Genomic DNA, 21,874 nt, shown 5'->3' on the forward strand with positions numbered 1-21,874 from the left:
TCGTCGATGGCGCCGAACTGGAACATCAGCCTGTTCCACTACCGCAACCAGGGCGCGGACTACAGCTCGATTCTGGTCGGCATTCAGGTGCCCGGGAGCGACCACGCGGCGTTCGAGCGCTTCATCGAAACGCTCGGCTATCCGTGCTGGGAAGAGACGAAGAATCCGGTCTATCGTCTCTTCCTCGCCTGATCTCTTCGAACCGGAACGCAACGATGGCGCTTTCGCTCGTCGACAAACTGGTGGTCGCAATCTCGTCGCGCGCACTGTTCGACTTCGAGGAAGAGAACCGTGTCTACGAGGCCGGCGACCTGAAGGCTTACGAAGCGTTGCAGCGCGAGCGTCTGAACGTGCCCGCGAAACCGGGCGTGGCGTTTCCGCTGATCCGCAAGCTGCTTGCGCTGAACGCCGGCGGTCATCGCGTCGAAGTGGTGATCCTGTCGCGTAGCGATCCGATCAGCGGTCTGCGCGCGTTTCATTCCTGCCGCGAACACGGGCTCGCGATCGAGCGCGGCGTGTTCACGCGCGGCCGCGCGCCGTTCGGTTATCTGAAGCCGCTGAACGCTTCGCTGTTTTTGTCGGCGAATCAGCACGACGTGCGCGATGCGCTCGCCGCTGGCTTCCCAGCCGCACGCGTGTTGCCGGAATCGGCGAAAATGGCGAGCAAATACCCGGACGAAATCCGTATTGCGTTCGACGGCGACGCGGTCTTGTTTTCCGACGAAGCGGAACGCATCTTCCAGCAAGACGGCCTGCGCGCGTTCGTCGGTCACGAGATCGACAACAAGCATCTGCCGCTCGCGGACGGTCCGCTCAAGCCGCTGCTCGAAGCACTCCACCGGCTGCAAAAACTCGCGGACGCGGCCGCGCCGATGCGCATTCGCACGGCGCTGGTGACGGCGCGCTCGGCTCCCGCGCATGAGCGCGCGATCCGCACCCTGATGGCATGGAACATCGAAATCGACGAAGCGATGTTCCTCGGCGGCCTCGACAAAAGCGCATTTCTGCGCGAGTTCGAGCCCGACTTTTTCTTCGACGACCAGATCGGCCACTGCGAATCGGCCCGCGTCGTAACCGCGACCGGGCACGTGCTGAGTGGCATCGTGAACGCATCATGACACCCGAACAATCCCCGCTCGGCAAGTCCTCGACTTACACCGAACAATACGATCCGACGCTGCTATTTCCGATTGCGCGCAGCCATGCGCGCGAGGCGATCGGCATTACCGCGCGACTGCCGTTTTTCGGCACCGACATCTGGAACGCCTACGAGCTGTCGTGGCTGAACGCGCGCGGCAAGCCGCAGATCGCCGTCGCGACGTTCTTCGTGCCGGCCGACTCGCCGAACATCGTCGAGTCGAAATCGTTCAAGCTGTATCTCGGCTCGTTCGCGCAGACTGCGTTCGACTCGGCCGAGAGCGTGCGCGACACGATCAGGCGCGACGTGTCCGCGTCGTGCGGCGCGAGCGTGTCGGTACATCTGAGCACACCGCACGAATTCGGCAAGCTGAAAATGGAAGAATTCGCCGGTCTGTCGCTCGACCGGCTCGAACTCGAGGCGAGCGTCTATCAGCCGGACGCGTCACTTTTGAGCGCGGCGCACGACGAAGCGCCGGTCGAGGAAACGCTGTTCTCGAACCTGCTGAAGTCGAACTGCCCGGTGACCGGTCAACCGGACTGGGGCAGCGTGCAGATCCACTACACGGGCCCGCAGATCGATCACGCGGGCCTGTTGCGATACATCATCTCGTACCGCAATCACACCGGGTTTCATGAGCAATGCGTCGAGCGAATCTTCGTCGACATCATGAAGATGTGCAAACCGCTGAAGCTCGCCGTGTATGCGCGCTACACGCGCCGCGGCGGGCTCGACATCAACCCGTTCCGCACCAACTACAACCTGCCGATGCCGGACAACATGCGGCTCGCGCGGCAGTAACTCCAACACAAAAAAACAGCGGTAAACGCGACGAGGGCGCCGCAGGCCATCACGACCTGCGGCGCCCTCGTCACATGAAAGCCATCAAAGCGATCAGGCCGCCGGCTTCTTATAAGCGACGCAATCCACCTCGACCTTGCAGTCGATCACCATCGACGACACCACGCACGCGCGCGCCGGCGGATTCTCGCCAAAATACTCGCGAAACACCTTGTTGAACGACGCGAAGTCGCGCGGATCGTCGAGCCACACGCCGCAACGCACGACGTGCTCGGCGCCATAGCCCGCTTCCTTCAGGATTGCGAACACGTTCTGGATCGCCTTGTGCGATTGCTCGACGATGCCGCCGTTGATCACTTCGCCGTTTTCCATCGGCGTCTGGCCCGACACGAACAGCCAGCCGTCCGCCTCGACCGCGCGCGCGAACGGCATCACCTGACCGCCCGTTCCCTTTCCGCCTTCCACGCCATATCGCTTCATCGTCACACTCCTTAAAAAGTCGGGCACGCACGGCGCCCTCGCCGCGCGTGCCGCCATCAATCGATAAAAAATCAGAACGCGCCCTGCGCATCGCCCTTCGACGGCGCGCCGCGCGTGACGAACCGGCCAGCCCGCTCGCCCGTCACCGCGCCATCGCGATACGACAGCACGCCGTTGACCCACACCGCATCGATGCCGGCAGCGGGCTGCTGGGGCTTGTCGAACGTCGCCACGTCATGCACTTTCGCCGGATCGAACAGCACGAGGTCGGCGTGATAGCCGATATGCACTTCGCCGCGTTGCGCGAGTCCGAAGCGGCGCGCGGACAGGCTCGTCATCTTGCGCACCGCTTCCTCGAGCGGCAGCAAAGCGGCATCGCGCGCATAGTGACCGAGCACGCGCGGAAACGCGCCCCACAGCCGCGGATGCGGCAGCGGATCGTTCGGCAGGCCGTCGGAACCGACCATCGTCGCCGGATGCGACAGGATGCGCCGCACGTCGTCTTCGGACATGTTGTGATAGACCGCGCCGGCCGGCTGCAGGCGCTTGCCCGCCTCCTGCTGCGAGACGCCCCATTCGGCCGCGACTTCCTTGATCAGCTTGCCCGCCATTTCCGGATGCGGCTCGGACCACGTGATCGTGATGTCGATGTCGCCTGTCACCTGCTTCAGATCGAGCGTCGACGAGCTGCGGTTGTACGGATAGCAGTCGCAACCGACCGGCTGCCCGCCGCGCGCGCCTTCGAGCGACTTCAGCACCTCGACGCTGCGCCCCCAGTTCGACGGCCCCGCGCACTTCAGATGCGAGATCACGACCGGCACACGCGCATGACGACCGACGCGGTAGGCCTCGTCCATCGCGTCGAGAATCGCGTCGAACTCGGTGCGCATATGGGTCGTGTACAGCGCGCCCGCGGCCGCGAGCGGCTCGGCGAGCGCCATCACTTCCTCGGTCGGCGCGGCGAACGCCGAACCGTATGCGAGCCCCGAGCTGAGACCGAGCGCGCCGTGCGCGAGCGCTTCCTCGAGCTGCGCGCACATGCGCTCGATTTCCTCGGCAGTCGCCGCGCGATCGAGCCGGTCCATCTGGTTGTTGCGCAACGCCGTGTGGCCGATCAGCGCGCCGACGTTCACCGCCGGCCGCGCGGCGTTGACCGCGTTCACATAGTCGGCGAAGGTCGGGTACTGGAACGCGTCGCGCTCGCCGAGCAGGTTCATCGGATCGGGCGGATCGCCCTTCAGCGATACCGGCGACGCGCTGATCCCGCAATTGCCGACGATCACCGTCGTCACGCCTTGGGTGATCTTCGGCAGCATCTGCGGCGAGCGGATCACATGCGTGTCGTCGTGCGTGTGTACGTCGATAAAGCCCGGCGCGAGCGCGCGCCCCTCGGCCTCGATCACCTCTTCGGCGAGCCAGTTCGACAGATTGCCGATCGCGACGATGCGCCCGTCGCGGATCGCCACGTCGCGCTCGACGGGCGGCGCGCCCGTGCCGTCGTACAGTTGCGCGCCGACGATCAGCGTGTCGGCGGCTTCGGGATGCGAATGCATGGATCAGTCTCCTAACGGTTGTCGATCGCCGCCGCCGCGGTGCGCGTCGAGCGCGTGCTTCATGCGGCGCAGCAATTCGCGGCTTTCGTCGCCCTGACTGACGGCAAGTTCGGTGACGAGCACATCGAGCGCCATCATCATCGCGTAACGGGACGACGACGGCTTGTAAATGAAATCGGTTTCGAACGCGACGATCGGGATCAGCCAGTTGGCGAGCTTCGCCAGCGGCGACGCGGGCGCCGTCAGCGCGACCACCGTCGCACCGTAGCTGCGCGCGATCTTGCAGTTCTCGACCATCTCGGGCACGCGCCCCGTGGTGGACAGCGCGATCACGACGCACTCGCGCGACACCGTGCTCGCCACCATGCGCTGCAACAGCCCGTCCTGATAGGTCGCGACCGGGCGGCCGAGGCGCACGAGCCTGAAACGCATTTCGTCAGCGAGCGCGGTCGAGCCTCCGCCCATGCCGAACACGTAGATCATGCGCGCATCGCGCAGCGCGGCCGCCGCTTCGGCGAGCGGCGCCTGGCGCAGCAGTTGATGATTGTGCGCGAGCGCCGTTTGCAACTCGTCGAAGACGCGCGTGGCGATCGGCTCGGGTGCGTCGCTTGCGGTGTCGCGCTCGAGAAACCGCTGACCGACCGCGGCCGCCTGCGCGAGCCGCAGCTTGAGTTCGCGCACGTCGCGGCAGCCGACCGCCTTCGCGAAGCGCGTGACGGTCGCGATGCTGACCTCGGCCTGCTGTGCCAGCGCGCCGATGCTCGCGCGCGACGCGGCGGTCAGATCGTCGAGGATCAGCGCGGCGACCTTGCGTTCGGCCGAGCGCAACTCCGGCGCGCACTCGGCAATGCGCGCGACGATGTCGAAAGCGAGCGGTTCGGCGCTACGGTTCATGGCAGGCGGTGGGGTTCGCGGCACGGCTTTCGCGGCCCTTTCCGGCGGCCTTCGAAACCCATGGTACTAAATAACATTCGTTCAGACATCGTACTTTCGATAACATGGTAAAGTCAAATCTGACTCAATTTACCCGGACGATGGAGCACGGAGACATGAAAGTTACAAACTATCAGGGCGCGACGATTGATCCTTATAGCAAGGGCTTGGGCATGGTTCCGGGCACGAGCGTCCAGCTGAAGGACGCCGCGCGCCTCGAGTGGAACCTGCTCGCCGAGGACGTCAGCCTGCCGGCTGCCGTACTGTACGAGGATCGCGTCGAGCACAACCTGAAGTGGATGCAGGCGTTCGTTGCCGAATACGGCGTCAAGCTCGCGCCTCACGGTAAGACCACGATGGCGCCGCAACTGTTTCGCCGTCAGCTCGAAACCGGCGCGTGGGGCATCACGCTCGCCACCGCTCATCAGGTGCGCGCGGCGTACCACGGCGGCGTCTCGCGCATCCTGATGGCGAATCAGCTGGTCGGCCGTCACAACATGATGATGATCGCCGAATTGCTCAGCGATCCGGATTTCGAATTCTTCTGCCTCGTCGATTCGGCTGAAGGCGTCGAGCAACTCGGCGAATTCTTCACCTCGGTGAAGAAGCCGCTGCAGGTGCTGCTCGAACTCGGCGTGCCGGGTGGACGCACCGGCGTGCGCGACGAAGCGCAACGCAACGCGGTGCTCGACGCGATCGCGCGCTATCCGGACGTGCTGAAGCTCGCGGGGGTCGAACTGTACGAAGGCGTGCTGAAGGAAGAACCCGAAGTGCGCGCGTTCCTGCAAGGCGCGGTTGCGGTCACTCGCGAACTTGTCGAGCAGGGGCGTTTCGCGCGCTCGCCGGCGGTGCTATCGGGCGCGGGATCGGCGTGGTACGACGTGGTCGCCGAAGAGTTCGCGCAGGCGACGCAATCCGGCAAGGTCGAGGTCGTGCTGCGTCCCGGCTGCTACCTGACGCATGACGTCGGCATCTATCGCAAGGCGCAGACCGACATTTTCAAGCGCAATCCTGTCGCGAAGAAAATGGGCGAAGGGTTGCTGCCGGCGCTGCAATTGTGGGCGTACGTGCAGTCCATTCCCGAGCCGGATCGCGCGATCATCGGCCTCGGCAAACGCGACTCCGCGTTCGACGCAGGCATGCCGGAGCCGGCGCGCCACTATCGCCCGGGCCGGCAAGCGCCGCGCGACATCGCCGCGAGCGAGGGCTGGGAAATCTTCGGCCTGATGGATCAGCACGCGTATCTGCGGATTCCCGCCGGCGCCGATCTGAAAGTGGGCGACATGATCGCGTTCGACATCTCGCATCCGTGCCTGACGTTCGACAAGTGGAAGCAGGTGCTGGTCGTCGATCCGCAGTATCGCGTGAAGGAAGTGATCGAGACGTTCTTCTGATCGGACCACGCCGCGCTGACTGAAGCGCGATCTGTTCCGCTAAAGAAAAAGGCTGTGCGCCCTTGGGCTCACAGCCTTTTTTATCGCCACGCGCGGACTAAAAATCACATGCGCTGCGCCGCCTCGTCGCCGGCGGTCTCCTGCGGCGCGGCGGCCACGGTCGCGGCGCCGGCGTTGGCCGTCACCTCGCCAATGCGCGTCTCCAACATTCTCAGCGCGCTCGACAACGCCGCGAGCGCCTCATCCGGCAACCCGGCCATCGTGTCGTGCAAGAACGCGTTGCGACGCGGCAGGCTCGCTTCGGTCGCGGCGTGGCCCGCTTCGGTCAGGCGCACGTTGGTCACGCGGTTATCGCGCGTATCCATGCTGCGCGCGATCCAGCCCAACCCTTCGAGCGCCTTCAGCTGTCGCGTGAGCGCGCCAGGATCGACGCGCAACCGCTCGACGAGCCGCTTCTGCGACGACTCGCCGGCCTGCTCGCGCAGCGCGAGCAGAATGCGCCAGCGTGGCAACGGATGCCCCACCTGGGCCTCGAATGCCGACATGAACGCCCGATACGTGCGACCAAATTGCTGCATGACGGCGACGCGGTCCTGTTCTTCCATAATCTGCCTGTCCAACACCAAGTTCAAAAATCAGTCTGCGTGAATCACCGGCTCGAGCTTGCGCTGCAGCTTGATCGGCGGCACGCGGCGGGTTTGCCACACCGACACGACGGCGATCACCGCGGCCATCGCGAGACCCAGATGAATCGCCCCGACCAGCGCCTCGCGCGCACTTTCGAGCAACATCGCGCCGTTGTGGCCAGCGTGGGTCAACTGGTCGACGAGCGTGGTCTGCGCATCGCGGTTGATCAGGATCTGCGGATCGCCGAGATCGGCGAACCAGTGCGTCGCGCCCGCGCCTTCGAGCGCATTGCGCACACCGCTCTTGTACATGTGGGTCACGAGCGTGCCGGTCAGCGCCGTGCCGATCATGCCACCGATCATCCGCAGCGACTGCAGCAGCGCGGTCGCGATGCCGAGGTGTTCGCGGCCCGCGGTCTGCTGCGCGAAGATCGTCAGGTTCGGCATCACGAAGCCGAGCCCGAGGCCGCCGACGACCATGAACGACATCAGCACCCATTGCTGCATCGAACGGGTCGCGACGACGATGCCAAGGCATGACAGCGCGACCATCGCAAAGCCGATGTACAGCATCAGGTTCGGATTCTTCACCCGCGACACGACGCGCCCGTTCGCGATACTGCCGATCGTGATGAACACGACGAGCGGCGTGATCACGAGGCCCGCCTCTTTCGGCGACATGCCGAAGCCGCCCTGGAACAGCAGCGGTGCGTAGAACAGCAGCGAGAACATCGTGAAGCCGCCGAGCACGGCCAGCGTGAACAGCGCGGCCAGACTGCGGTTGCGGAACATGTCGACGGGCAGGATCGCGGTCGGGCAGCGCTTTTCCCATTTCCACAGCGTGACGGCCGACGCGACGGCGAGCCCGAGCAGCGCGAACGCGCTCAGCGTGACGCCGTGCTTCGGCAGCAATTCGACGAACAGCTGCAGTGAGCCGAGCGCAATCGCGATCAGCAGCGCGCCGGGCCAGTCGAGCCGCATTTTGCCGGTATGTTCGACGTGCCGCAGATGCGGCAGGAAACGCCAGACGAAAAACAGCGACAGCAGCCCGACCGGCAAATTCACATAGAACACCGAGCGCCAGCCGTAGTACTGCGTGAGAAAACCGCCGAGCGACGGGCCGACCGCATTGGCGATGCCGAACGCCGAGCTCATCAGCACCTGCCAGCGCAGCCGCACGACGGAATCGGGGAACAGATCGGGAATGCATGCGAACGCGGTGCCGACGAGCATGCCGCCGCCAATGCCCTGCAACCCGCGCGCGAGCACGAGAAACAGCATGCTGTTGGCCGCCCCGCACAGCACCGAGGCGCCGGTAAACACGACGATCGACGCAATCACGAACGGCTTGCGCCCGTAATAATCACCAAGCCGCCCGAAAATCGGCACGGTGATCACCGAGGTCAGCAGATACGAGGTTGCGACCCATGCGTACAACTCGAAGCCTCGGAGTTCGGACACGATGGTGGGCAGCGCGGTGCCGACCACGGTCTGGTCGAGCGCGACCAGCATCGTGACGAACGAGATGCCGAGCATGGCCAGCAGGGATTCGCGGAACGGTAAGACTTGCCCACTCGAATGGTGGGCGGCGGTATGGACAGCCATTTTTGATGGAGCAAAAGTTGACGTGTCAAAAGATTGGGGATCATACCACGATGCGACGCTCCAACCGGGACCGGAACGCGTCTTGCAACGCGGTAGACTGACCTTGAAGTATCCAGGACACGACATGCCAGGGAGGCCCATGCAGCCGAGTTCGCTCGCAGCACCATCCTTATCGGAGCAGGATCTCGCCGCGCTGCGGCGCGCGAAACACCAGCTCGAAAGCCCCGCGCTCACGATGAAGCTCGCGAGCGTCGTCGGCGCGCCGATCGAGAAGCTGCTATCGCGCATCCCGGCGTTCGCCAACCAAAAAGTGTCCGATGCGACGCAGGCCGCGTTGCGCAAATGTCTGTCGATCGCGCTACGCACGCTCGGCCGGCGCGACGACGCCAGGCTTCTCGCGCCCGACAAGCCGAACAACCTGCTGCACAAGTTCGCGGTCGCGACCACCGGCGCGGCCGGCGGGGCGTTTGGATTGATCGCGCTGCCAGTCGAGCTGCCGGTCACGACTACGCTGATGTTCCGCTCGATCTGCGACATCGCGCGCAGCGAGGGCGAGGACCTGACCTCGGTCGACACGCAGCTGCAATGCCTGACCGTGCTCGGCATGGGCGGTACATCGAGCGAGGACGACGACGCCGACCTCGGCTACTTCTTCATGCGCGGCGCGCTAGCGCAGGCGGTGTCGAAGGCGTCGTCCGAGGTGGCCAGCAAGGGCTTCACGACCCACGGCTCGGCGGCGCTGCTGCGGCTGCTCAACGCGATCGCCGCGCGCTTTTCGGTGCAGGTCAGCGAACAGATCGCTGCCAAATCGATTCCCGCGATCGGCGCGGTGCTCGGCGCGATGGTCAACACCGTGTTTATCGATCACTTCCAGCAGGTCGCGCACGGGCACTTCACCGTGCGGCGGCTCGAGCGGCAATACGGCCAGCAAACGATCGAAGCCGTCTATCGGACGCTCGACGTCACGCTCGACGCCTGAGCCCTGTTCGCGGCGCGGCTCGTCGCGCGTCGCACGAACGCGGCCGCGCGATCGAGCGCGCGGTTCGCCTCCGGCATGAATGGCGCGAACATCGGCCACACGTGCGGCAGGTTTTTCCACACCTCGCATTCGCAATCGACTCCTGCCGCGTGCGCGTTGTCGGCGACGCGGCGCGCGTCGTCGAGCAGCACCTCGGTGCTGCCCGCCTGCAAGAACAGCGGCGGCAGACCGCGCAGGTCCGCGTAGACCGGCGACGCGTACGGATGCGTGGCCGGCGCGTCGCCGAGATAGACCTTGGCCGCGCGCTCGATCGAGGCGCCACAGAACATCGGATCGACGCTGTCGTTGGTGCGCAGGCTCGCGCCGGTCGTCGCCAGATCGGTCCACGGCGAGAACAGCAGGCCGCCAGCGGGCATCGGTGCGCCGGCGTCGCGCAGCGCGACCAGCGTGGCGAGCGCGAGGCCGCCGCCCGCCGAGTCGCCGGCGACCACGATCGAGCTCGGTGCGATGCCCATCGCGAGCAGCTGTCGATAGGCGGCGGTGGCGTCCTCAAGCGCGGCCGGAAAGCGATGCTCGGGCGCGAGGCGGTAGTCGAGGGAGAAGAGCCGCGCGTCTGCGCGGGTAGCGAGAGCGAACGTTAGCGACCGATGCGTGCGCGGCGAGCAGAAGTAGTAGCCTCCGCCGTGGCAATACAGCACCGTCGGCTCCGCGCCGCCGGCCGTGCCGCCGTCCACGCGTTCCAGCCATTCGCCGACGAGCGGCGCCTCGCCCGCGCCATACGTTTCGCGAAGATGCCAGCCGCGCGGCACGCGTGGCGACCACACCCGCTTCGAGGTCAGCGCGCGCGCCCGCTCGACGTTGATAGACGGTTTGAGGGTTTCGGGCCGGAACTGCTTGCGCAAATACCAGCAAGCGAGCGCGCTTTGCCAGCTCATCGGGACATGCTCCTTCGTTGAAGTCCCGTCATGGTACGGGCGGTGGCGGGGACGCCGTTGGTTGGCGGGTTCTAACGGTGTGAAGCTGCTTTTGGCCGCGGCACGCGCGCTCGGCCCACGCGAGGCCCACGCCTAGTTCGCCGGCAACACCTGCCCGCGAATTTCGCCCGTCGGATTCTGCGCGGTATGAACATTGAAGTACCACTGCCCCGCCATCAGATCCGTGACCTGCTGCTCGGTCAGCTTCGCCGTGCCTTTGATCGGACTCGCGAGGCCATTCTTCTCGATCGGCACCTGGACCTTCGCGTTCTGGCCAACCGGCGCGGGACCGTGGAAATGCGCGGCGGTGACCGGACTGCTCAAGCCTTCGTAAGTAACAGTCCACTGCAGCGATTGGGTGGACGTGTCGAAGGTCGCATTCAGCATGCCGTGCCCGTGACTCACGCGCGGCGGCACTTCGCTCGACGGCTGGAGATTCGCCTTCAGCGCAACCGTATCCGCGAACGCAGCGCCCGACGCAAGCGCCCACACCACCACGGCCAGATTCAATTTTCGCAGTGAAATCATGGTCTTCTCCGGACATTGACGCGCCGCCGCGGCACCCGTGTCGGCCGTGCGGAGCTTCCACATACTAGTGCAAATCATTTGGAGCCGGTGAGGTTGGGATGGTGGCTTGCGCGGGCCGCTTTGATTCGAACCGGACTGTGATTAAAACCGAAGGCCTGATGGGCAAGGTGCGCAATGCGCACAGGCGTTCGTCACGATATGCCTAAAATACCGGCAAAAACGTAGTGCGAAATCGTTTTAATCGATTTAATCGAAAAGTTAATTGCGCGATTTGTAATGAATAAATGACGCTGTTCCTGGTATGCTTCGATTTGCGAGAAGTGACTCCTTCATCGAAGGATGTCTCCAAATCTTTAACGCGGCTTCGGCCGCGTTTTTTTTTCGTCCCGATTTTGGTCGCGGCCGTTTGAATCGGCCGCGTATTCGCGCGAGGTCACCGCCCGCCGCCCGCTAGGCGAGCAATGCGGCCTGCTGTTCGATGCCATCGAGCATCGCCTCGCATTGGCGGATTAGCGCATGCCCCTCGTTACGCAACTGCTCGGGCGACTTCGCGACAATGTCGCGACGAAAGGCTTCGAGCGCGTGTACGAGTGGCTGATACTGCAGCACGCTGGCCGCCCCCATCACCCGATGCAGCCACTCGGGCACCCGCCCCGTGTCCGCGCGTTCGAGTAACGTCGCAAGCACGTTGAAGTCTTCGCGCATCGACGAGATGAATGAACCGAGCAACGCCTTGACCGTCGACTCGCTTCCCCATAACTGCGTCATGTGTGCTAGTTCGATGGGCACGTACGGTTCGACACCGACGCGCTGCGTGATCTGCCGCTCGCCGGCCGGCGCAGACGATTCGCGACCGCATGTTTCTGCCGGCGCGGGGTGCCGAACGGTGTCGGTACCAAACCAGCGGCTCAGGTAGTCGCGCAACGTGGCGAGCCGAGTCGGCTTGATCAGACTGTCGTCCATGCCGGCTTCGCGGCACAGCCTCAGGTCATCGGGCGCGGTGTTGGCCGTGATGCCGAGTATCGGCAGACGCTGCGCGCCGCCGCGCAGTGCCTCCGCTTCGCGGATACGGCGAGTCAGTTCGTAACCGGACAGGTTCGGCATGTGACAGTCCGTGATCAGGCAGCCATAGCTCGTGCGCTCGAGCGCGAGAAGCGCTTCGGCGCCGTCGTTCGCGACGTCGCACGCGAACCCCAGCAGGGCGAGTTGATGGCGGATCAACTCCTGATTGACTGGGTGATCTTCCGCGACAAGAATCAGTCGCCCGCTCGCGATCGCGCGTTCACGATCAGGCGGCGGCGCGACGCCATCGGTCGAGAACGGCACGCCTGGCGCTCGCGGTACCATCGGGGACATCGACGACAGGCCCGTCATCGCGGCCGCGCATGCGGCGCCGAGGCCGCGCCACGAAAACGGATTGATGCTCACGCGCACCTTGTCGTCGAGGATGCGGTAACCCGTCGGCATCGGCTTTTCGGTCAGCGTGACGACACGCGCATTTGCGCCGATCTGTACGGGCAACGTGACGTCCTCGCCGACGAACAGCAGATCCGCGCGGCTCAGCAGGTCGCTTTTGCCCTGCGTCGCCGCAGCGGCCGGGAGGCTGCGCAGTTCGAGCCCGAGCGCCTCGCCGAAGTGTGCGAGAGCGCGGCCGATGCGCGGATCTCGCGTGATCACGACGGCGCGTTTGCCGCGCAGACCGTTGATCGAATAACGCTGCTCGACGATCGGCATCGTCAGCCGCACGGTCATCCTCGTGCCGTGGCCCGGTTCGCTGCGCAGCGCGAGCGTGCCGTTCATCAGGTCGATCAGCTTGCGGCAGATCGTCAGCCCAAGGCCCGTGCCGCCGAAGCGCCGCGTGGTGGACGACTCAGCCTGCACGAACGGCTCGAACAGGCCCGCCTGCACATCCGGCGCGATGCCGATGCCGGTGTCCTCAACGGTCAGCTCCAACGTCTGCGAGTCCGCGCGATCCTGGACGACCGCCACGCTAACACCCACCTCGCCCTTCGGCGTGAACTTGATCGCATTGCCAAGCAGATTGAACAGAATCTGGCGCAGACGCACGCTGTCGCCGCGGAGCGTCGCGGCGGCGTCGGTCGCGATGTCGACGCGCACTTTCAGCCCTTTTTCGTGGGCGCGCCCCGCGAGCAGGCCGACCGCGTTATCGACGAGTTCGCGCAGATCGATCGGCTCGGCTTCGAGCGTGAGCCGCCCCGCCTCGATCTTCGAATAATCGAGCAGATCATCGAGAATCTGCAGCAGCGCGCCCGCCGACTCATGGATCATGCCGAGCATTTCGCTCTGATCGGTACTGAGCGGCGTGCGCTCGAGCACTTCGACGAGACCGAGCACACCGTTCATCGGGGTGCGGATTTCGTGGCTCATCATCGCGAAGAAGTCGTCCTTCGCGCGCGAGGCCGCCTCGGCCACATCGCGTGCCCGCGCGAGTTCCTCCGAACGCGCGCGCTCGACGCTCGCATCGACCCAATAGCCGCTCCAAACGACGCTGCCATCGGCTTCTCGCCGCGGCACCAGCTCGGCCCGCACCCACTTTAGTTGACCGGCGTTTTCGAGGCGGAACTCCATATGCACTGGGGAGGCGCAGCTCGCGGAACGCTCGAGCTCGGCGAGAACGCGCGGCCGATCCAGCTCCGACACTCGTTGGAAATCGACTCGTGCCCCCCCATGCCAATCACCCTCGCCGAGCAGATGCCGCGTGTCGCCGCCGATGTACGGGAAGGAATACGCGCCGGACGGCGAGCGCCGCAACTGGAACACGACGGCGGGCAACGAGCGCGTGACGTCGAACAGGCGCCGTTCGGTTTCGCTCGCGCGCATTTCAGCGCGCCGGATGTCGGTGATGTCGACCATCGTGCCAAGCACGTACGCCGGACGCCCATCGCTGGCCTCGCAGACGCTCGTCCAGAAAATCCCATGCCGCGTCTCGCCAGCGCCGTCCTCGAACTGGAGTTCGACTTTCGCGATGCCGCCGCCGCGCAGGATCTCGCCCGTGATGTCGTCGAGCACGCGGCTGTTTGCGTCGCCCCATGTGCCGACCTCGGTCGTCGTGCGCCCGAGCACGTCCTTCCGCTCCAGCCCGCACGCTTTCTCATAGGCCTCGTTGATCGCGATGTACCGTCCGTCCAGGCCTTTCGCGATGAGCGGATACGGCACCGTCTTCATCATCGTTTCCTGGAAGTTCAATTGCAGTGCGAGTTCGCGCTCGGTCTGCTTGCGTAGCCGGACTTCGCGTTGCAGCAGCACGTACGCGCGCAACGTGACCAGCAGCACGACGCCGATGCCGATCAGCACCGGCAGCAGCCGCACCGCAGTCACGCTCCATACGGCGTTGTCCGGCGCGGCGGGACTCACCCACTTGCGCCGGATGCGCTGCTTTTCGGCTGCCGGCATCGCCTGCAACGCGCGATCGATCAGCTTGACGAGCGGGCTCAGATCCTCGCGCACAGCAAAATACAACGAGTCGGATTCGCCGAGCGAGTCGAGCACCCTGAGCGCGCCGACGTAGTGCTGTCGCAGTTGCACGTTGATCGCGGCCGCGTTGCCGACCAGCACGTCGGCCTCGCCGCTCGCGACCATGCGCAGCGCCTCGCCCAGGCTCGCCGCGACGACGATGTGATCGACCGGCACCGCTTCCAACGCGAGCGGCACCGAGCCGGCCACGTGCGGCGACATCACGACGCGGCACGACGTGATGTCGTCGAACGAGCACGGGGGCGGCGCGCCGCTGCGCCCGACGATCACCAGCGGATCGCTCTCGTACACACGGCTATGGTCGGCGCCTACCAGAAGCGCGGCGCGACTCGATGTGGAGGACAGCATCGCGAGGTCGCCACGCTGGAACGCTTCGACGGCGGCGGCCCAGTCGGCCATGCGCGCGCGGTTGAACACGACACCGAGCGTGCTGCTCAGGTACGTGAGGTAATCGGCGGTCAGACCGACGGGGCGGCCTGCGGAATCAACATAGCTGAACGGCGCCCAGTCGTTGTCGAAGCCGACCTGCAACGGCGGCAGCGAACGCAGCCAGTTCTTCTCTTCCGGCGTCAACGTGAAGCGTGGTGCATGCGGCGCGGGCGCCGCGTTGAAGTTGCCGGACAGCCAGCGCGCGCGTATCGCGGCGGCCTCGGCGGGATTCATCGACACGAGCGCGCGGTTCAGCTGATCGCGCAAAGCAGGCTGGCGAGGCGATACGGCAAAGCGCAGGTCGAGCGCTTTGCCGCCTTGCTCGAACGCTACGCGCAGCTTGCGATACGCGTCGGTCGCCAGTTCGTATTGCACGACCGGCGTGAAGCCGAAGTAGACGTCTGCATCGCCATGCAGTAGCGCGTTCAGCGCTTCGTGCGTGCTCGCGAACGAGACGATACTCGCGCGAGGAAAACCTGCGCGCAACAAACGCTCACGCGCAAAACCGCGCTCGATCGCGATACGCGCGCCAGCGAGGTCGGCGGGGTTCACATGCCGGGCGTCGTCGCGACGCACGACGGCCGAGGCGAACGAGTGGAAGTAAGGAGCCGTAAAGCTGAGGCAGCGCTCGCGCTCCGGCGTGCGCGCTATGCTCGTCAGCAGGTCGACCTCGCCGGCGCAAGCCGCGGCGACCAGCCTGGCCATGTCGGGAAAGCTCTTCGTCTCGATGACGACGTTCGGCCCCACGAGCGCGCGCAACAGGTCGCCGCTGACGCCGGCGAGCCGGCCGCCCAGCGGAATGTCGAACGGCGCCCAGCCTCCTTCGAGAATGCCGACCGTCAATCTGGCAGGAAATGCAATGGATGACGACGCGGAAGAACCCGCTCCCACTGCGGAAATTACGGGTGGCTGTGACGCAGCGCCGGCAGGTCCGGCCATGCAGACCGCATCCGTAACCGCCAGCAGGAAAAACGCGAGCCAATGCGTCATTGAGTGGCGCGGCGAGCGCGGCCAAAGACACCGCAACAAACGCCGCAGCCCCAATGTCAGCACCGCATCGACCGGAAGTGGTGAGTACCGCCCCTCGCTCACGAAACGTCACCCTGCCCATCCACCAACGACACCGAAGACGAATCGGCTCCGCCGTCCAGAAACGAAAACAGCACGCCAGCCGCGATTGCTCCGGCCAACGGCGCGGCCCAGAACAGCCACAACTGATCCAGCGCCCAGTTGCCGACGAACAGCGCCTGCGCGGTCGAGCGTGCGGGATTGACCGCTCCATTGGTGATCGGAATGGACACCAGGTAGACGAGCATCAGACATGCGCCGGTGATGAATGGCGCAATCGTTGCCACCTCTTTTCGAACGACGACCAGCAGGCACGCTCCGACAAACACGAACGACAGCACGCATTCCACGACGAGCGCCGCATGCAATGGATAGTCGGCGGGCGAATGAGCGCCGAAGCCGTTCGCCGCGAATTCACTCGCGGAGAGTTCGAAACCTGGCCGGCCGCTGGCGAGGTAGGCGAGAAGCGCCGCGGCGACTATTGCGCCCCAGATTTGCGCAGCGATATAGGGCAAGACATCACGCACGGGAAAGCGCTGCGCGATCGTCAGGCCGATGGTGACGGCAGGATTGAAATGCGCGCCGGAAATCTTGCCGAAGGCATAGCTGCCGGTAGCAAGCGCAAGACCGAACGCCAACGACATTTGCAACGCGCCAGTGCCCTGCAGCACGCCTGTGGTGTCCAGCACCGTACTGCCGCAGCCGACGAACACGAGCCAAGCCGTACCCACACCCTCGCTGCACAATCGCTTGCCTAGCGCAAACATCTCTATCCCGTCCATCAAGTATGAGGCACAGACGCCAAACGATCGCGCGAAGAGGTCTGCACCGGATTCCCCTGATCCATTGGTAATCGGATCACGAACCAGCCGCTTGGCAGTTGCGGCGCAAGGCGCGCAATGACAGGCGGCCAAGATTATTGGGTGCCCCCACGTCACGGCAATCAGATAAGTCTGATAAGGGCTACCTCAAATCCATCGAGAACAAGAATTTGTGGCCGTTGCTGCGCCTCATATCAGCCCAATCTGAGTGGCGTAGTTGATCAGGTCGGCTTCTGTTTCCAGTCCGAGCTTGCGCATCGCGCTGCGTTTTTGCGTGCTGATGGTTTTGTCGCTACGTCGCAGACGTGTGGCGATCTCGTGCACCGCGAGGCCTCGCACATAGAGTTGAAACACCTCCCACTCGCGTGCGCTCATCACACCGCCGCGCCGGGGCGGCGCAGGCTCCGCGGTCGCGAGTGCGGCCCGAACCTGTTCCGATAGATGGGTGCCCCCGGCGGCAACGGCTTCGATTGCGTCGATCAATGCGTCCACGGCGTCGCGCTTGTCGACGATTCCAGTCACGCCGATATTGCGCAAGCCGGCCAACACATGCGCGCGCCCAATCATGGTCAGCACGACCACGTGGGGATGCGGCGTGCGCCGTAGCAGCCGGCGCAATAGCGGCACCGCGCTGGTGTCTCCGTCGAGTCCCGGCATGCCGATGTCCGACACGACGACGTCGCATGCGCAGGCATCGAGCAGCTTCGCGAGACCACGGGTGTCGGCAGCTTCGCCGACAATTTCGATATTTGGCTTGTCGCGCAGCAGAGATCGGACGCCCGCGCGAATGGAGTCGTGATCGTCCGCCACGACGACGTGAATCTTGTTTGGCATTCTTTTCCGTGACTTTTTTATGGTGTCGATCGGGCATACCGCACGAAATGTGTCCCCCGGTTATGCCGATATATTCGCCGCGCGCCTGCGCAGTATGTTGCCGCCCGCTTAACGGCTTTGACCAAGCCCTTCTGGCACTACGCCATACTCGACTGCGAAGCGAAACAGTTCGGCGTCGCTATTCAGCGACAGCTTGCGCATGGCCATGCACTTCTGCGCGCTGATCGTCTTCACACTACGTCCCAGCCGCGTGGCGATTTCCGTGACGCCGAGTCCTGACGCGTATTGCGTAAAAACCTCGAACTCTCGGCGAGACAGGGTGGCGCGCACGAAGTCGAGACGTTTCGTCAGCGTGACATCGGCCAGCATGGCGCGCACCGCCGGACCGACAAAACATTCGCGCGCCAGCGCCATGACCACCGCCACATGGATCAGATCGATACGATCACGTTTGCTCAGCAGCCCATCCACGCCGAGCGACATCACTTTGCGCAGCGTCGCCGCCTCCGTTTCCATTGTCAGAATGACGAGCGCCACGTTGGGATAGCGCGCCTTCAACTGCCTGACGACGTCGAACCGGTTGTCGTTGTGCCCTCCTGGCATGTAAAGGTCCATCAGCACGATATCGCAAGGACTGCGATCGACTTCGATGAACAGTTCGGCGACATCCGCCGCACGGCCAACCACCTTCAGGTCCGGATAGTTGCCAATCAGATTTTCTATAGCCAGCAGAACCAGCGGATGATCATCCGCAATGATCGTTCGAACAGGCGAGCCTGATGCAGCCATGAGGTTCATCGTCTGGCGCTCCTCGATACTTTCATTTCTCGACCTTGTTATGTGTGACCGGCGCTCACGCAATGGTCGAGCATTTCTATTGCGACAAACATCAGAGCGCTCTGAAATGGTACGAACAACCGTATGCCTGATGCTTAGTCTTCCGATTCGAGGAGGACCGTGCCGCAGGCGCGCACACAGGAAAAAAGCGCGGGGTCGTCGTTGACGCCAAGCCGCGCCATCGCTTCGCGCTTGTGCCGGCTCACCGTGCGGCGATGGCAGCCGAGCGCCGCCGCGATCTGCACGATGGACTCGCCGCTCACGAGCCTGCGCAGGATGTCGGTCTGCCGCTTCGACAGCAGCAGGGCCGACACGAACCGACCGTTGTCCGGCTGCAAACGCGCGAGCGTTTCGACTACCGAGCGGCCCAGGTAGCGCGCGCCGCGCGCACTGTCGCAGACCGCTTGCGGCAGTTCCTCGAGCGAATCGGCTTTGCCGATCACACTGACCGCGGCATCGGCGACGACGACACGCAACATCGCGGCATTCGTCTGCCCGGTCACGACGACGACGCGCAATGAGGGCCACTCGCCACGAATGCGCCGGATCAGGCCGAGTCCGTCGCCAATCTCGCCGGCGGGCTCCGGCATGGAAAGATCGACGACGAGCACGTCGCACGGTGTGTGTTGCAGCAATGCGATCAACGCAGTGGGCATCTGCGCCTGACCGACGACGGACAGACCTTCGTGCGCCTCCAGTGTCGATTTCAGGCCAAGCAGGACGAACGGGTGATCGTCCGCCAGAATGATTCGAAGATTTGTCACGATTAGTCTCGCTCGTTATAAGAATGGTCGAAATGCGCGCGGCAGTGGCTGTGCAGGCGGCAGGCGTCGATCTGCGTCGCGGCACTCAAGCGACGTGCCGGAAAAGCCATCTGATCACCCTCGCAAATTCACGACAATCGGAGCGTTCCTAATCCAGATCAATAATCGGGATAATTTATAGTTCGACCAGGCAATATGCGCACCGTGATTCGAATCGAATCAAAATCAATTCGGCAACGCAAAGCGCGCGCTGTTCGCCCCATGTCTCACGCCGCATCGCAAGCACGCGTCGCGCGCATCGCACGCGTCGACGCGGCGCGCGGAAACACCGGCAATGCGAGCAACGCGCAAGCGCTCGCCACCGTCCACACCAGCGGCCATGCTCCGATAGACAGCAGCGCCGGAATCGCAAGCGGCGTCACGAACAGCGTGAGGAACACGCAGGTGTTGCCCATCGCGAGCGCGGTGCCCGCGCGGCGAGTACCGGCGAGCGTCGCGAGTTCGGTGAACGCGACGCCGTGCCACGCCGACGCGCTAACTCCGCCGAGTACGATCATCAGCGCGAACGGCGCGACCGCCCCGGCGCGACGCAGCCCGATGAGCCCGGTCGCGAGCGCGAGCAGCACGAACAGCACGGCGGTCACCAGACTGCATGCCCGCATATACGCGCGGCGGTTGCCGCGCCGGTCGGTCCACGCGCCGCTCCAGACCCGCGCGATCGCGGCGCCAGTCTGCACCGCGGCCATCGTCGCGCTGATCGCGAACACGCCGGCACGCCCGAAGTCGTGCAGGAACACCGTGCCGAATGTGATCACGGCAATCTGCGGCATGCACAGCGCGCCCGCGCCGAGCGCGACGCGCCAGATCGCGATGTCGCGCAATGGGGAGATCATCGGCGGCGGTGCGCTGACGTTCGAGGAGTCCAACCTCCGACCGTTGGCCGCCGCAGCACAGGCCGTCGCAGCCGCGCGCACTCCTTTGGGCGCCGGCGTATCGTCCGCGTGTGCGGGCTCGTGCAGCCAGCGCCACGCGAACCATGCGGTGATCGCGCACGCCACCGCCAGCACCGCATAGGCGCTCGCAAAACCAAAGTGCGAGGCGAGCACCGGCAGGACCACTGCGCCGAGTCCACCGCCCGCCGGCACCGCGGTTTGGCGGATGCTCATCGCGAGGCCGCGCTCGCCTTCGCGAAACCACGCCATCACCGCCCGGCCGCTCGATCCGTTGACGCTGCCGCCCAGCAGTCCGACAAACAGCAGCCCGAGCGCGAGCGGGACGATGCCAGGCACATGCGCGCCGCCCGGCGACACGAACAGCGCGAGACCGGCTAGCGCGACCGCGGTCGACAGCAAGCCGAGCAGCAGTACCCTGCGATCGCCCCAGCGGTCGGTTAGCAGCCCCCACGGCAACTCGCTGACCGCAATGCCCAGGCCGAGCATGCCGAGCACGAGGCCGAGCCCGTGGTTGCCCAGGTGGTAGTCCGAGCGCAGGAACACCGCTGTCGTCGGAATCCCCGAAAATGCCGCCGAAAAGCTCGCATTCGCGGCAAAACCAACGCCCAGCACCTTCCAGCGATGCCGCGCGCCGCGCTCGCCGGTGCCGCCCGACGCTGTCAACGATCCGTTTTCCATCACACCCTCCGTGTCTCATTCGAGGGTATGCTACGGCTGGGCATTCCATCGGCAAAGCCGGAAATTTAGATCGCCACCATCGGAAAAACCGAATCATGAGCCAGCGTGGTTTCGACCTTGCGCAGTTGCGGACCTTCGTCGCCGTCGCCGAATCGGGCGGGGTGTCGGCAGGCGCGGAGCGCGTGTTCCTGTCGCAGTCGTCGGTAAGCGAGCAGTTGAAGAAGCTCGAGGAGCGCGCCGGCCAGCCGCTCCTCGTGCGCAGCCGGCAGGGTGTGAGTCCCACGTCCGCCGGCGAGCGCCTGCTCGAGCATGCGCGCCGCATCATCGCGATGAGCGAAGCGGCCTTCGACGACCTGCAAGGCCGCTCGCTCGACGGCGAGCTGCGCATCGCGATCACCGATTACTACCGGCCGCACGACATCGCGCGCATCCTCAAGACGTTTTCGGAACAGCATCCGCGGCTGAAGCTGCACGTGACGGTGTTGCCGAGCGCGGTGATCGACAGCGGCGCGGACGATCACGCGTCGTTCGACATCGGTTTGTCGGCGCGGCTCGTCGCAGGCCAGCTGCGTGCACGCGGCGCGGGTGCCGGTGCCGCGAGCATCGTCGTGCGGCGCGAAAGGCTGCTATGGGCCAGTTGCGCCGATGCCGCCACCCGCCCCATCGCGCCGTATCAACTGGTGCTGCTGCCGTCGACGTGTCAGTTGCAGCGCTTCGCCGTCAAGCTGCTCGACCAACACAAGGTACCGTACGTGGTGTCGCATTCGGCGTCGGGCGTCGCGGGCCTGCAGCTCGCATTGAAGGCGGGGCTCGGGATTTCCTGTCTGAACGAGTCGTCGCTCGGCGGCGGCGTGGTGGCGTGTGCCGCGAACTTCGGCTTGCCACCGCTGCCCGCCATCGAGTTTCATCTGCTGCCGCGGCGTCCGGGCGAAAGCGAGTTGGTCAGCAATGCACGTGATGCGCTCGTGCGGCTCTTCGCATGAC

At 64.9% G+C, this 21,874-nt stretch carries 18 protein-coding genes and 1 pseudogene; 6 read left to right on the forward strand and 13 right to left on the reverse strand.

All coding sequences use genetic code 11. The features are described from left to right. The 3 genes and pseudogenes from HDG34_RS23185 to queF form a co-directional block, all read left to right on the forward strand. Nucleotides 1-192 (forward strand): annotated as a pseudogene (locus HDG34_RS23185) (threonine ammonia-lyase, biosynthetic); the annotation flags it as partial. A 23-nt stretch (nucleotides 193-215) separates the two neighbouring features. After that, nucleotides 216-1,118 (forward strand): 5'-nucleotidase, encoded by a 903-nt coding sequence (locus HDG34_RS23190; RefSeq protein WP_184062437.1) that lies wholly within the window; start codon nucleotides 216-218, stop codon nucleotides 1,116-1,118. Continuing rightward, complete coding sequence (gene queF / locus HDG34_RS23195) at nucleotides 1,115-1,939, forward strand: NADPH-dependent 7-cyano-7-deazaguanine reductase QueF (RefSeq protein WP_184062439.1); 825 nt, start codon at nucleotides 1,115-1,117, stop codon at nucleotides 1,937-1,939. The genes HDG34_RS23190 and queF overlap by 4 nt, the downstream gene beginning before the upstream one ends. 93 nt (nucleotides 1,940-2,032) lie before the next feature. Here the strand turns inward: queF and HDG34_RS23200 are convergent, their stop codons facing one another. The 3 genes from HDG34_RS23200 to HDG34_RS23210 form a co-directional block, all read right to left on the reverse strand. Beyond that, a complete protein-coding gene (locus HDG34_RS23200; protein ID WP_008923846.1) occupies nucleotides 2,033-2,419 on the reverse strand; it encodes a RidA family protein in 387 nt (128 codons plus the stop codon). Nucleotides 2,420-2,490: 71 nt separating this feature from the next. Continuing rightward, nucleotides 2,491-3,972 carry an amidohydrolase family protein gene (locus HDG34_RS23205; RefSeq protein ID WP_184053838.1) on the reverse strand — a complete coding sequence of 494 codons (1,482 nt, stop codon included), beginning with the start codon at nucleotides 3,970-3,972 and terminating at the stop codon, nucleotides 2,491-2,493. Between the two features lie 3 nt (nucleotides 3,973-3,975). Further along, the gene (locus HDG34_RS23210; protein ID WP_184062441.1) at nucleotides 3,976-4,866 is read right to left on the reverse strand and encodes a MurR/RpiR family transcriptional regulator; all 891 of its coding nucleotides are present in this window, start codon (nucleotides 4,864-4,866) and stop codon (nucleotides 3,976-3,978) included. A gap of 155 nt (nucleotides 4,867-5,021) precedes the next feature. Here HDG34_RS23210 and HDG34_RS23215 point away from each other — a divergent pair, with 155 nt between their 5' ends. After that, entirely contained in the window at nucleotides 5,022-6,299 is a 1,278-nt protein-coding gene (locus HDG34_RS23215; RefSeq protein WP_184062443.1) for an amino acid deaminase, read from the forward strand. A 104-nt stretch (nucleotides 6,300-6,403) separates the two neighbouring features. On the opposite strand, the gene HDG34_RS23220 is transcribed toward HDG34_RS23215, so the two are convergent. Together HDG34_RS23220 and HDG34_RS23225 are read right to left on the reverse strand one after the other, a co-directional pair. Continuing rightward, the gene (locus tag HDG34_RS23220) at nucleotides 6,404-6,904 is read right to left on the reverse strand and encodes a MarR family winged helix-turn-helix transcriptional regulator (protein WP_184062445.1); all 501 of its coding nucleotides are present in this window, start codon (nucleotides 6,902-6,904) and stop codon (nucleotides 6,404-6,406) included. Between the two features lie 30 nt (nucleotides 6,905-6,934). Continuing rightward, nucleotides 6,935-8,530, reverse strand: a complete 1,596-nt coding sequence (locus HDG34_RS23225) for an MDR family MFS transporter (protein ID WP_184062447.1) — start codon at nucleotides 8,528-8,530, stop codon at nucleotides 6,935-6,937. A 139-nt stretch (nucleotides 8,531-8,669) separates the two neighbouring features. Between HDG34_RS23225 and HDG34_RS23230 the strand changes: the two genes are divergently transcribed. Further along, nucleotides 8,670-9,509: an EcsC family protein gene (locus HDG34_RS23230; protein ID WP_184062449.1), complete on the forward strand. Its 840-nt coding sequence runs from the start codon at nucleotides 8,670-8,672 to the stop codon at nucleotides 9,507-9,509. On the opposite strand, the gene HDG34_RS23235 is transcribed toward HDG34_RS23230, so the two are convergent. The 8 genes from HDG34_RS23235 to HDG34_RS23270 form a co-directional block, all read right to left on the reverse strand. Then, the gene (locus HDG34_RS23235; protein ID WP_184062451.1) at nucleotides 9,476-10,444 is read right to left on the reverse strand and encodes an alpha/beta hydrolase; all 969 of its coding nucleotides are present in this window, start codon (nucleotides 10,442-10,444) and stop codon (nucleotides 9,476-9,478) included. The genes HDG34_RS23230 and HDG34_RS23235 overlap by 34 nt on opposite strands. A 132-nt stretch (nucleotides 10,445-10,576) precedes the next feature. After that, nucleotides 10,577-11,011: a CHRD domain-containing protein gene (locus tag HDG34_RS23240; RefSeq protein ID WP_184062452.1), complete on the reverse strand. Its 435-nt coding sequence runs from the start codon at nucleotides 11,009-11,011 to the stop codon at nucleotides 10,577-10,579. Nucleotides 11,012-11,461: 450 nt separating this feature from the next. Continuing rightward, nucleotides 11,462-15,874 carry an ATP-binding protein gene (locus HDG34_RS23245; protein ID WP_260321304.1) on the reverse strand — a complete coding sequence of 1,471 codons (4,413 nt, stop codon included), beginning with the start codon at nucleotides 15,872-15,874 and terminating at the stop codon, nucleotides 11,462-11,464. A gap of 149 nt (nucleotides 15,875-16,023) precedes the next feature. Then, complete coding sequence (aqpZ, locus tag HDG34_RS23250; protein WP_184062454.1) at nucleotides 16,024-16,770, reverse strand: aquaporin Z; 747 nt, start codon at nucleotides 16,768-16,770, stop codon at nucleotides 16,024-16,026. 243 nt (nucleotides 16,771-17,013) lie between these two features. Further along, nucleotides 17,014-17,658, reverse strand: a complete 645-nt coding sequence (locus tag HDG34_RS23255; RefSeq protein WP_184053864.1) for a response regulator transcription factor — start codon at nucleotides 17,656-17,658, stop codon at nucleotides 17,014-17,016. Nucleotides 17,659-17,766: 108 nt separating this feature from the next. Then, nucleotides 17,767-18,456: a response regulator transcription factor gene (locus tag HDG34_RS23260; RefSeq protein WP_090802973.1), complete on the reverse strand. Its 690-nt coding sequence runs from the start codon at nucleotides 18,454-18,456 to the stop codon at nucleotides 17,767-17,769. 134 nt (nucleotides 18,457-18,590) lie between these two features. After that, complete coding sequence (locus HDG34_RS23265; RefSeq protein ID WP_184053870.1) at nucleotides 18,591-19,259, reverse strand: response regulator transcription factor; 669 nt, start codon at nucleotides 19,257-19,259, stop codon at nucleotides 18,591-18,593. Between the two features lie 266 nt (nucleotides 19,260-19,525). Next, nucleotides 19,526-20,890 carry an MFS transporter gene (locus tag HDG34_RS23270; RefSeq protein WP_184062456.1) on the reverse strand — a complete coding sequence of 455 codons (1,365 nt, stop codon included), beginning with the start codon at nucleotides 20,888-20,890 and terminating at the stop codon, nucleotides 19,526-19,528. A 95-nt stretch (nucleotides 20,891-20,985) separates the two neighbouring features. Here HDG34_RS23270 and HDG34_RS23275 point away from each other — a divergent pair, with 95 nt between their 5' ends. After that, nucleotides 20,986-21,873: a LysR family transcriptional regulator gene (locus HDG34_RS23275; protein ID WP_184062458.1), complete on the forward strand. Its 888-nt coding sequence runs from the start codon at nucleotides 20,986-20,988 to the stop codon at nucleotides 21,871-21,873. Nucleotide 21,874: the final 1 nt, after the last annotated feature.

Origin of the sequence: Paraburkholderia sp. HC6.4b, from assembly GCF_014200875.1 — a bacterium.
Lineage (GTDB): Bacteria > Pseudomonadota > Gammaproteobacteria > Burkholderiales > Burkholderiaceae > Paraburkholderia > Paraburkholderia tuberum.